General features: G+C 44.3%; 10 protein-coding genes and 1 other annotated feature. Of the genes, 9 read left to right on the top strand and 1 reads right to left on the bottom strand.

Annotation, left to right across the window (positions count from 1 at the left end):
• The first annotated feature begins 494 nt into the window (after positions 1-494).
• From ilvD to ilvA, 9 genes are all read left to right on the top strand, one after another.
• Entirely contained in the window at positions 495-2,162 is a 1,668-nt protein-coding gene (gene ilvD / locus I2483_RS18635; RefSeq protein WP_207278562.1) for a dihydroxy-acid dehydratase, read from the top strand.
• A 3-nt stretch (positions 2,163-2,165) separates the two neighbouring features.
• Positions 2,166-2,408: a binding site (T-box leader), on the top strand.
• A gap of 92 nt (positions 2,409-2,500) precedes the next feature.
• Positions 2,501-4,267, top strand: a complete 1,767-nt coding sequence (gene ilvB / locus I2483_RS18630) for an acetolactate synthase large subunit (RefSeq protein WP_207278561.1) — start codon at positions 2,501-2,503, stop codon at positions 4,265-4,267.
• A complete protein-coding gene (gene ilvN / locus I2483_RS18625) occupies positions 4,264-4,779 on the top strand; it encodes an acetolactate synthase small subunit (protein ID WP_186672540.1) in 516 nt (171 codons plus the stop codon). The genes ilvB and ilvN overlap by 4 nt, the downstream gene beginning before the upstream one ends.
• A 271-nt stretch (positions 4,780-5,050) precedes the next feature.
• Complete coding sequence (ilvC, locus tag I2483_RS18620; protein WP_207278560.1) at positions 5,051-6,085, top strand: ketol-acid reductoisomerase; 1,035 nt, start codon at positions 5,051-5,053, stop codon at positions 6,083-6,085.
• Entirely contained in the window at positions 6,072-7,622 is a 1,551-nt protein-coding gene (locus I2483_RS18615) for a 2-isopropylmalate synthase (protein ID WP_207278559.1), read from the top strand. The genes ilvC and I2483_RS18615 overlap by 14 nt, the downstream gene beginning before the upstream one ends.
• Positions 7,623-7,658: 36 nt before the next feature.
• Positions 7,659-8,759 (top strand): 3-isopropylmalate dehydrogenase, encoded by a 1,101-nt coding sequence (gene leuB, locus I2483_RS18610; protein WP_207278558.1) that lies wholly within the window; start codon positions 7,659-7,661, stop codon positions 8,757-8,759.
• A 35-nt stretch (positions 8,760-8,794) separates the two neighbouring features.
• Positions 8,795-10,204 (top strand): 3-isopropylmalate dehydratase large subunit, encoded by a 1,410-nt coding sequence (leuC, locus tag I2483_RS18605; RefSeq protein WP_207278557.1) that lies wholly within the window; start codon positions 8,795-8,797, stop codon positions 10,202-10,204.
• Between the two features lie 19 nt (positions 10,205-10,223).
• Positions 10,224-10,814, top strand: coding sequence for a 3-isopropylmalate dehydratase small subunit (gene leuD / locus I2483_RS18600; RefSeq protein WP_207278556.1), 591 nt, complete (start codon positions 10,224-10,226; stop codon positions 10,812-10,814).
• Positions 10,815-11,828 carry a threonine ammonia-lyase gene (ilvA, locus tag I2483_RS18595; RefSeq protein ID WP_207278555.1) on the top strand — a complete coding sequence of 338 codons (1,014 nt, stop codon included), beginning with the start codon at positions 10,815-10,817 and terminating at the stop codon, positions 11,826-11,828.
• A 200-nt stretch (positions 11,829-12,028) separates the two neighbouring features.
• On the opposite strand, the gene I2483_RS18590 is transcribed toward ilvA, so the two are convergent.
• Positions 12,029-12,758 (bottom strand): exosporium glycoprotein BclB-related protein (locus tag I2483_RS18590; RefSeq protein WP_207278554.1); only part of this gene is annotated, 730 nt, incomplete at its 5' end.

Genomic DNA, 12,758 nt, shown 5'->3' with positions numbered 1-12,758 from the left:
TGAATAAGCCTAGCGCATGCGCGGCAAAGGGGTAGCCGAAGCCGTGAGACTGGATGCGAAGCGCTAATCCAGGCTCAGGGCGAGAGGCATCCCCAAAGCGCCAAGCGATCTATAATCCACACTTAGAACACACACTCTCTCAATAATGAACAATTATAGCGAAGGCGCTTGCGCGGCTTTTAGAAAAGCACCAATTCCGGAAAAATCATTAAAAATAGAATTCATAAAAAATAGTTTTAAAGTTTTTTGAAATGTGCTATATGCGATATATCGCTGTATAACTAGCATGTAAGCGGATACATTCAAATGCACTATTCATAATTGATTAACAATTTTAAAAACACTGTTGACTCCAGCCGATATCCAAGATATGATGACATCAATCCAATATCAGTTCGTGATTCAATTCACAAACTACATAACCTAGACAGCAAGATTAACAGAATTTCAACATGTAAGTGATTTGATGAGGGGTGACTACAATGGAAAAACCAATGAGAAGTGACATGATTAAAAAAGGTGTAGATCGTGCACCGCATAGAAGTCTGCTGTACGCTACAGGCGTTAGAATGAAAGATATGCACAAACCTTTCATCGGTGTCTGTAACTCCTATATTGATATTATTCCGGGACATATGCATTTGAACAAATTCGCAGAAGTCGTCAAAGAGGCGATTCGTGAAGCGGGCGGGATTCCGTTCGAGTTCAACACAATCGGTGTTGACGATGGGATTGCAATGGGACATATCGGAATGCGCTATTCATTACCAAGTCGTGAACTCATTGCAGACTCTGCAGAGACGGTTATCAACGCGCACTGGTTCGACGGTGTATTCTACATTCCAAACTGTGACAAAATTACGCCGGGTATGTTGATGGCAGCAGTTCGTACGAACGTTCCATCCGTATTCGTCTCAGGCGGACCGATGGAAGGCGGCGTATCATCGACTGGTAAGCCTTTATCGCTCGTCTCGGTATTCGAGGGTGTTGGAGCTTACAAACAAGGTACGATGACAGCAGAAGAGCTGCTCGACATTGAACAGAGTGCATGTCCGTCATGCGGATCATGCTCAGGAATGTTCACAGCAAACTCCATGAACTCCTTAATGGAAATGCTGGGAGTAACAGTTCCGGGTAACGGTACAATTCTTGCTACTTCCAATGAACGACATAGACTCATTAAAGAAGCCGCGGAACATCTTGTTCGCATGGTGAAAGAAGATATTAAACCGCGTGACATTATAACAAAAGAAACAATTGATGATGCATTTGCACTTGATATGGCAATGGGCGGTTCTACAAACACAGTCCTCCATACACTTGCAATCGCACACGAAGCAGAAATTGAATACGATGTCCGTGATATCAATAAAGTTGCCGAACGAATTCCGTATTTATCCAAAATCAGTCCATCTTCTGACTACACCATGCACGATGTCCATCTTGCAGGTGGTGTCAGCGCCATTATTAAAGAGCTATGTGAAATTGAAGGAGCAGTTCATCCAGATCGGATGACGATTACCGGAAAATCACTTTATGAAAACGTAAAAGACTCTCACATACTTAACGATGAAGTCATTCGACGTCATGACAATGCATACAGTCCTGTAGGTGGCTTGTCCGTCCTATTCGGTAATATTGCACCAGACGGCGGTGTCATCAAAGTAGGAGCCGTTGACCCATCGATTACAGCGTTTCGAGGAAAAGCCATTGTGTTTGAATCGCAAGAAGATACACAAGAAGGTATTGACAACGGAACAGTAAAAGAAGGCGATGTTGTTGTTATTCGTTACGAAGGTCCGAAGGGTGGACCGGGAATGCCTGAAATGCTCGCACCGACTGCTGCAATTGCAGGACGTGGGCTGGCGACGAAAGTAGCACTCATTACAGATGGACGTTTCTCAGGGGCATCCCGAGGCATCTCGATTGGCCATATATCACCTGAAGCGGCTGAAGGCGGACCAATCGCGTTAGTTGAAGATGGTGATATCATCTCAATCGACTTAACAAACCGGACAATTGAACTTGAAGTTTCTGATGAAGAACTTGAAAAACGTAGGGCAAACTTAAAACCATTCGAACCTAAAATTAAAAAAGGCTATCTAGCCAGATATTCAGCGCTTGTCACATCTGCAAGTACAGGCGGAGTTATGAAAATTTAATAGTTAAAATCAATGATGGGGCAAAAGTAATTAGACCCTGTATTCACAGAGAGCCGGTAATGCTGAAAGCCGGTAATACAACTAGTTGCGACATCACCCCGGAGTGGATTGCTGAAAGTAAAGTAGGCAATCCCGGGCGACGAGAAATCGGCGCTCGTTATAAAAAGAATAGACCTAGTCTATTCATGAGGCGGCTAGATTGCTGCGAACAAGGGTGGTACCATGAAAAGTTTTTTCATCCCTATGTAAAGGAGAAGTTCTTTGCGTGGGATGAAAAGGCTTTTTTTTTTAGAGAGAAGATTGACTATTCAAAAGTATGAGTAAGGAGGAGTTTATAGATGAATGCTGACGTTCAAACGAAGCAAGTGGTAAAGGAAACAGCGCCAGAGACTGTGCATGAGCCGCAACAGACCGAACAACCGAAAGATGGGTCTGCTGTACTCATTCAAGCTTTGAAGGATCAGGGTGTCGAAGTTATTTTCGGTTATCCTGGAGGAGCAGTATTACCAATTTACGATGCATTGTATCAAAACCCTATTTCCCACATACTTGCACGTCACGAACAAGGCGCGATTCATGCGGCTGAAGGATATGCACGTGTTTCAGGAAAACCTGGTGTCGTCATTGCAACATCTGGACCTGGGGCGACGAACCTGGTGACGGGTATTACCGATGCAATGATGGATTCACTGCCACTCGTCATCTTCACTGGGCAAGTGGCAAATACAGTCATTGGTACCGATGCGTTCCAAGAAGCGGATATTATTGGGATCACGCAACCAATCACAAAGCATAACTACCAAGTGAATGATGTAGCTGATTTTCCAAGAATTATCAAAGAGGCATTCCACATTGCTTCAACAGGACGCCCAGGACCAGTACTTGTTGATATTCCTAAAAATATTGCAACGGGGCTCTTCATTCCAACGGGCGATATAGACGCGGAAGTAGATTTACCAGGATATCAGCCGACAACGACTCCGAACTATTTACAAATACAAAAAGCAGCAGAAGCCATTTCTGGGGCGAAAAAACCACTGATCCTCGCAGGTGCAGGTATCTTGCATGCCCAGGCGATGGATGAATTGAAAGAACTTGTAGAGAAACATCAGATTCCTGTAACGAATACACTTCTTGGGCTTGGCAGTATTCGTGGTGATCATGAACTATTCCTAGGAATGGCCGGCATGCATGGAACGGTTACATCCAATATGGCGATTAGTGAATGTGATGTACTTGTCAATATCGGTGCGCGTTTCGACGACAGGCTGACAGGTAATCTGGCATCATTCGCTCCGAATGCAAAGATTATCCACATCGATATCGATCCTGCTGAAATCGGGAAAAATGTACCGACGGAAATACCAATCGTTGCAGACGCAAAAGAAGCATTACAAGCTCTGTTGAAACAACAATTCGCGTCACCGGAAATAGCGCTTTGGCTCACATACTTAAAAGAATCGGCCGAGAAGTTTCCATTATGGTACAACGAGGATGATGAAGGAGCAATCCTTCCACAACAGGCGCTTGAAATCATCCATCGCATAACAAAGGGTGATGCAATCGTTACAACGGATGTCGGACAGCATCAGATGTGGACGGCTCAATACTATTCACTGAATAATCCGGACCATTGGGTAACTTCAGGCGGTCTTGGCACTATGGGCTTCGGCTTCCCGGCAGCAATTGGTGCACAAATCGCCAAGCCGGATGCACGCGTCATTGCAATTGTTGGAGACGCTGGATTCCAAATGACAGCGCAAGAGTTGTCGTTATTACAAGAAATGCGCATTCCAGTCAAAATTATTATTCTAAACAATGGCTGTCTTGGAATGGTTCGCCAATGGCAAGAAACATTTTACGAAAAGCGTTACTCCCAATCATTGATGCCCGTTCAGCCGAACTTTGTGAAATTAGCAGAGGCGTATGACATTAAAGGCTATCGAATTGACACATTGGAAGAAGCCGAAGCAGTATTTCAAGAAGCACTGTTGTCTGATGAACCCGTTCTCATCGACTGTCGTGTGAAACAACTAGAAAACGTCTATCCGATGGTTGCACCAGGTAGAGGACTACATGAAATGATCGGGGTGAGTAAACTATGAAACGAGTTATTACAGTAACTGTAATCAATCAAAGTGGCGTGCTCAACAGGGTGACCGGCTTGCTGATGAAAAGGCAGTTCAATATCGAAAGCATCACAGTCGGTCACACCGAAATAGCAGGCAGGTCCAAAATGACGTTCATCGTCAATGTAGAAGACGAACGGAAAATCGAACAGCTCGTTAAACAGCTGCAAAAACAAATCGATGTTCTTAAAGTCAATGACATCACGGATAAAGCGATCGTTATGCGAGAGCTTGCGCTAGTGAAAGTCATTTCACCGCCACATGTTAGAAGTGAAATGAACAGCATCATCGAACCATTCCGGGCAACGGTTATCGACACTGGGAAAAACGTCGTTACCTACCAAGTAATCGGAAATCCGGAAAAGATTGAAGCATTTATCGATTTACTTAGGCCTTATGGCATCAAAGAATTGACAAGAACAGGTGCTACAGCATTTGTTCGTGAAACACAAAAGGTTCAATCACCTCAGTTATCCATTTTAAAGTAAGAAAAGCGCAGGGTGCCGTCTAGCCCCGACAGGCATAAGTAAAAAAGTAGGCAGTCTAAGTGCGCGACGTCCTGTCGCAACGACTGCATACCTGCATCCTTGCAGGCACGAGGAGGCGTACTTCAGCCCCCACAGCAAAACGGCTTATGACCCGAGGGGCTGGCGCCCGGAGTCTAGACAAAATAATATAAACCAAAAAACCCAAAAAACCCAAAAAACCCAAAAAACCCAAAAAACCCAAAAAACCCAAACCACTAGGAGGAAAACAATTATGGCTAAAATGTATTATAACCAAGATATCAACGAAGGACTTTTGAAAGATAAGCTAGTAGCAGTCATCGGATACGGATCACAAGGTCATGCACACGCACAAAACTTGAATGACTCTGGTTTCAATGTCGTTGTTGGCGTACGCGAAGGTAAATCATTTGATCAGGCAAAACGAGATGGACTACAAGTATTGACTGTTCGTCAAGCTGCTGAAAAAGCGGATGTTATCATGATCCTACTTCCGGATGAAAGACAGAAGCAAGTATATGACGAAGAAATCCAACCGGCACTTAAAGCAGGTAAATCACTTGTTTTCGCACACGGATTCAACGTTCACTTCGGTCAAATCGTACCACCTGCTGATGTTGACGTATTCCTAGTTGCACCAAAAGGACCTGGACACCTTGTTCGTAGAACATTCGAAGCAGGCGCAGGTGTTCCAGCGTTGTTCGCGGTCTATCAAGACGTTTCGGGCCAAGCAAAAGACGTAGCTCTTGCTTATGCAAAAGCGATTGGATCTGCACGTGGCGGCGTACTTGAAACGACGTTCAAAGAAGAAACAGAAACAGATCTATTCGGCGAACAAGCGGTACTATGTGGCGGACTGACTTCACTTGTTAAGGCTGGTTTTGAAACGCTAGTAGAAGCAGGCTACCAACCAGAACTTGCTTACTTCGAAACATTGCACGAAACAAAACTGATTGTCGATCTTATGTATGAAGGCGGTATGGCAGGCATGCGCTACTCAATCTCAGATACAGCTGAGTGGGGAGATTTCGTTTCAGGACCACGTATTGTTGACGCAGATACAAAAGCGCGCATGAAAGATGTACTAACAGACATTCAATCAGGTAAATTTGCTAGAGAATGGATTGAAGAAAACGAAAATGGTCGTCCGAACTTCAATCGATTTGAAGAAACGGAAGCACAGCATGAAATTGAAATTGTTGGCAAAAAACTTCGCGCAATGATGCCTTTCGTCAATGAAGGTGCAAAATCAAAAGAGGAAGAAGTGGTGGGTAGTGCGAAAAATTGACATATTTGACACAACTCTTCGGGACGGTGAACAATCTGCAGGTATTAATCTAAATACAGCAGAGAAGTTAGAAATCGCACGGCAGCTTGAAAAATTCGGGGCAACAATCATCGAAGCAGGGTTTCCTGCTTCATCCCCGGGTGATTTTGAAGCGGTACAGAAAATTGCAAACGCAGTGAAGAAGTCGACGGTAACTGGTCTTGCCCGCGCAATGAAAAGCGATATCGAAACATCTTGGGAAGCACTTCGCGGTGCGGAACAACCTCATCTACATGTGTTTTTAGCAACTTCACCTATCCATATGGAATATAAGCTTCAGAAAACACCTGACCAGGTCGTAGAAATTGCAGTAGAAGCCGTGAAATATGCCCGTAAGTTCTTCCCACAAGTTCAATGGTCTGCTGAAGATGCATTCCGTTCAGATCGTGAGTTCCTAGTGCGTATCATCAATCAAGTAATCGCAGCTGGCGCATCCGTTATCAATATTCCTGATACGGTCGGCTACGCAACACCTCAAGAATACGGTGCATTATTCAAGTTCCTGAAAGAAAACGTCACAGGCATCGATAAAGTTAAGCTTTCTGCACATTGTCATGATGACCTAGGTTTTGCAGTAGCCAACTCAATCGCAGCGATCGAAAATGGTGCCGATCAAGTCGAAGGTACAATCAATGGTATCGGAGAGCGTGCAGGAAATGCCGCACTTGAAGAAATTGCTGTTGCACTTCATATTCGCAAAGATTATTACGGATTGGAAACAGGTATTAATTTACATGAAATTAAACGCACAAGCCAACTTGTCAGCCAATTAACAGGCGTTGTCATTCAGCCAAACAAAGCAATTGTTGGCAAGAACGCATTTGCGCATGAGTCAGGGATTCACCAGGATGGCTACCTGAAAAATCGAGGGACATATGAAATCATTACACCTGAATTAATCGGGGGCAAAACTGAACCGCTTGCGCTGGGTAAACATTCTGGCAGACACGCATTCAGTGACCGCGCCATTTCAATGGGCTTCGATCTTAGTGCTGATAAGTTAAATGAAGCGTTTGTTGAATTTAAGAAACTTGCGGACCGTAAAAAAGAAATTACAGAAGATGATCTGTTTGTATTATTTACAGATCAGCAAATTCAAACTAATGATGTACCTGTTTATAAATTTACAGATGTTCAAGTTCAATATGCAACTGCGAATGTTCCATCTGCAACCGTTACAGCTGTTAATCCGGATGGAAAAACAGTCACTGCGACAGCAACAGGTTCAGGATCAGTTGAAGCCATTTTCAATACGCTAGAAATACTAGTTGAAGGCGAAGTTCATATTCTAGATTACCGTGTTACATCGATTGGCAAAGGACGCGATGCACTTGGCGAAGCGGTTGTTAATCTCAGTATTAATGGTGAAGTGTCGATTGGACGCGATGTCGCACAGGACGTGTTGGGCGCATCTGCAAAAGCTTACTTTAATGCAATAAACCGACAATTGGTCAAAAAACATTCCCAAACAAAAGTTAGCACAGCTCAAAGAGTCTGAATAAATAGAATTAAAACAATAAGGAGGAGAAGTTCTATGGAGAAGAAAGTAGCAGTATTACCAGGTGATGGAATTGGTCCAGAAGTGACTGAAGCGGCAGTGAAGGTGCTTGAAGTGATTGCAAGACGCTTTAACCACACGTTCCATGTAGCGTACGGAGTAATTGGCGGCGCTGCAATTGACAAACATCAAAATCCGCTTCCAGATGAAACAGTGGCACTCTGTGAAGCAAGTGACGCGGTACTTCTTGGTGCTGTAGGCGGTCCGAAATGGGACCAAAATCCTTCAGCACTCCGACCGGAAAAAGGACTGCTTGCGATTCGGAAACATTTCGACTTGTTTGCCAATCTTCGGCCTGTGAAAGCTGTGCCATCCTTACTCCATGCATCTCCTCTAAAACCAGAAGTGGCAAAAGATGTAGATATGATGATTGTACGGGAACTGACAGGTGGTCTATATTTCGGCGAACCAAGTCGGCGGACTGCAGATGCTGCAGTGGATTCTCTGGTTTATACACGCAAAGAGATTGAGCGTATCGTAGTCACAGCGTTTGAAATTGCCCGCTTGCGCAGAGGGAAAGTAGCTTCTGTTGATAAAGCAAATGTACTTGAAACGAGTAAGCTATGGCGTGAAGTCGTTGAAGAGAAAAAGAAAGCGTATCCCGATATTGAAGTGGAGCATATGTTAGTCGATTCTACGGCTATGAAATTGATTACGAACCCAGCGGCATTTGACGTTGTCGTTACGGAAAATATGTTTGGCGACATTTTAAGTGATGAAGCATCTGTAATTACAGGATCACTTGGCGTACTTCCGTCAGCAAGTATCCGTTCGGACGGTTTTGGTTTATACGAGCCTGTCCACGGTTCCGCACCTGAAATTGCAGGACTTGGTTTGGCAAATCCGGCAGCAGCGATTCTATCGGTTGCTATGATGTTGAAGTATTCATTTAACCTAGATACGGAAGCGTCAGCGATTGAAGAAGCAGTTAACACAGTGTTTGAAGATGGTTTCTTCACAGCGGATCTTGTAGAACCGGGTAAACGGGTTTTATCGACAAAAGAATGGACGGACAAAGTCATTGACGAACTTGATACACAATTCGTCTCGAATAGCATTATGTTTTCATACGTTTAACTTCATTTAATTGAAAAGAGAGGAAGGGCTGCCATATGGCGAAAAATATTATCGAGAAAATCTGGAATCAGCATATCGTTTACGAAGAACAAGGGAAGCCTGATTTGCTCTATATCGATCTTCATTTGTTACATGAAGTGACTTCTCCGCAGGCGTTTGAAGGGCTGCGACTTGCGAATCGTACTGTGCGCAGACCCGATCTCTGCTTTGCAACGATGGATCATAACGTTCCGACACGAAACCGTGATGAGATTAAAGATCCAATTGCGCGGAAACAAATCAACACATTGCAAAAAAATTGTGATGAATTTGGCGTCCCGCTTGCAAATATGGACCATCCGGATCAAGGAATTGTTCATATAATCGGGCCAGAACTAGGTCTGACGCAGCCAGGTAAAACAATTGTCTGTGGCGATAGCCATACATCTACACATGGCGCTTTCGGAGCAATTGCATTTGGCATCGGTACGAGCGAAGTCGAGCATGTCCTTTCAACGCAAACATTGTGGCAATCAAAACCGAAAACAATGGAAATCCGCATTAACGGGAAACTTGGATTCGGTGTTACCGCAAAAGATGTCATTTTAGCGATTATCGCCAAATTCGGCATTGATATGGGTACGGGGCATATTGTTGAATTTACGGGTGAAGCAATCCGTAATTTGACGATGGAAGAACGGATGACCGTTTGTAATATGTCCATTGAAGCAGGGGCAAAAGCTGGTTTGATCAGCCCAGATGCAACGACTGTTGCTTACTTGAAAGGCCGTAGATATGTTCCTGAAGGTCAAGGATTTGAAGAGGCAGCGGCGCATTGGCTGTCGCTTGCATCAGATACGGACGCGACTTATGATACGGTTCTTGAAATGAATGCAGATGAAATCGAACCGTTCGTGACATGGGGTACTAATCCTTCAATGGGATCTGGTATTTCAGCAAGTGTTCCTTACGCGAAGGATTTTGAGTCAGAATCAGATAAAGATGCACTGAAACAAGCACTGGCGTATATGGGGCTTGAAGAAGGCGCTCCGCTGAAGTCAATTGATATCCAGCATGTCTTCATTGGTTCGTGCACAAATGCAAGATTAAGTGATTTACGTGCAGCGGCGAAAGTTATTGCAGGGAAGAAAGTCCATCCTTCCGTCACGGCAATTGTCGTACCTGGTTCACGCACTGTTAAAAAACAGGCGGAGGATGAGGGGTTAGATTCAGTATTCCTTGAGGCTGGATTCGAGTGGCGGGAATCGGGTTGCAGCATGTGCCTTGCGATGAATGATGATGTCGTTCCAGCAGGTGAACGGTGCGCTTCAACATCGAACAGGAATTTCGAAGGGCGTCAAGGAGCAGGGGCACGTACACATCTTGTAAGTCCAGCCATGGCAGCCGCTTCAGCAATTGCAGGCCATTTTGTAGATGTCCGCGAATTGGAAGCTGTTCATTCATAAGTGAGGAAAGGATGATTAGATGGAACCGATTAACGAAGTCGTTAGTGTACTAACACCGCTTGACCGTAAAAACGTCGATACCGACCAGATTATTTCGAAAGAGTTCTTGAAACGAATTGAACGTACAGGGTTCGGGAAATATTTGTTTTATCACTGGCGACATAATGCTGATGGAAGCGAAGTTCAAGATTTCGTCTTGAATGATGAGCGGTTCAAAGGGTCTAAAATCCTCGTTGCTCAAGAAAATTTTGGCTGCGGATCCTCTCGTGAACATGCACCGTGGTCGATTTTAGACTATGGATTCAATGTCGTTATCGCGCCAAGTTTTGCGGATATCTTCTATAATAACTGCATGAAAAACGGCTTGCTTCCGATTAAATTAACAATGTCGGAAGTGGAAGAGTTATTGGCAAACGGTCAAAAAGAACCTTATTCAGTTGAAGTTAATCTAGTTAAACAGACGGTGACGGGGCAGGATGGCAAGTCCTATTCGTTTGAAATTGATCCGTATTATAAAGAAATGTTGTTAAATGGCTGGGATGAAATATCCTTGACATTCCAATATGAAGAACAAATAGCCAACTATGAAAAACAACATCAGCACACGTAAATGCCGACTAAAAGGAGAGATGGTGTAATTGGGAATTTGTATGAAACAGCGCGCTTATTCGAAGCATTTGAACGCTTAACTGAAATTGTTCACCGTACGCCAATTAAACAATCGGAGACATTGAATGAATGGACACAATCCGAAGTGTATTTAAAACTTGAAAACTTACAGAAGACAGGGTCATTTAAAGTACGTGGCGCGTTCAATAAAATCTCTCAATTGACAGAGGCAGAATGCGCAAAAGGTTTACTTGCGGCTTCTGCGGGAAATCATGCACAAGGTGTTGCACTGGCGGGACGGAAAGTGGGCGCCAAGGTTACAATATTCATGCCTGAAACGACTCCAGCTGCAAAAGTGGATGCTACCCGGAAATACGGAGCGACTGTAAAGCTTGTTGGGAAAAGTTTTGATGAAGCCTATAAAGCGGCGCGTACCGAACAACTAGCAACAGGTGCGACGTTTATTCATCCGTTCGACGATCTAACAATTATCGAGGGCCAGGCAACTGTGGCGATGGAAATGTTGCAACAACAACCTGATTTGGACACAATTGTTGTACCGGCAGGCGGTGGAGGTTTACTCGCAGGGACTGCACTTGCTGTGAAGACAATACGGCCTTCGGTAAGAGTGATTGGTGTCCAGGCCGCAAACGCACCGGCTATTGTTTCGGCTTATCACGGTAGAAAAAGTAATCTGGCTCACTTTTTACCGACGATAGCGGAAGGGATTTGCGTCAGAGAACCGGGTAAAGTAACGATGGATATCATTCATAATTATGTAGACGGTATGATTACGGTAACTGAACGGGAGATTTCTTCAGCGATTCTTTTCATGTTAGAACGCGAGAAGTTGCTTGTTGAAGGGGCGGCAGCTGCGGCAATTGCGGCTGTTCTGAATCAGAAGTTACCTACTTCTTCAAAAAGGGTTGGTGTAATTGTTAGTGGCGGTAATTTCGACATAGGAAAATTAGGAAACTGTATCACAGAAAGTTCCGATTCAGTATTTAATTTTTAGATGTATGAAAAGATTGAAACAGAAAAAAATCCACATGACGTTTGTAGTCGTCATGTGGATTTTTCGGTAAAATTTAATTAAGTGTTGCAAAAGTATTTGTTTATCCACACCTTGAATTTCGCTTACAAAGAAGTGCCCCTTTGCATAGTTGACATGAAAGGGACGTACATGAATTTTTGTGTTTACGTGTGTACAGGCGGTTATGTGATGGATAGACCTGCACTTGCGCTTCCTGTGACAACAGTGGCTAAAGTTAAGCCTGTGGTGGTTATCGAGAACACCATTAGCAAACGATCTCCAGCTGCTACTGGTATTGGTGCAAAAGTAGCTGTTCCAAATCGATAGGTACCAATCGCTGCTAAAGCTGGTATAGCTGGAGTTAGATTAACTAAAGCGCTTGTTGGACTAAAGAGAGTGCTACCTGAGGGAGCACGATAGATTCGTGCTTGAACTGTGGCAGGGGAAAGAATTGTTAATGAAACTGTTGTAGTGAAAGCTGCGGAAATTGCTGTTAGGCTTCCTGCCTGTGGAACTGAAAACGAGTAGTTTATCAATCCAAGCAGGTCTATATTAGCTCCAATTAATGAGATACCTGGAACAGCACTTCCGAAACCTACGAGACTAGTCGTGCCGATGGCTCCACCTAGGACAGAAGTCAATGCGACAGGTGTAACACCTGAAGCGAACGGAATAATTGTGCTTGATCCTGCGGCTCCAGTAGGACCAGTCGACCCATTTGCTCCAGTAGCTCCAGTAGCTCCAGTAGCTCCAGTAGCTCCGTCAATACCGTTAGTTCCGGTAGCTCCAGTAGCACCATCAGCGCCAGTAGCACCATCAGCACCAGTAGCACCATCAGCACCAGTAGCACCATCAGCGCCAGTAGCACCATCAGCGCCAGTAGCACCATCAGCGCCAGTAGCACCATCAGCA

Origin of the sequence: Sporosarcina sp. E16_3, from assembly GCF_017347125.1 — a bacterium.
Lineage (GTDB): Bacteria > Bacillota > Bacilli > Bacillales_A > Planococcaceae > Sporosarcina.
This window is presented reverse-complemented; position numbering and strand designations above follow the sequence as displayed.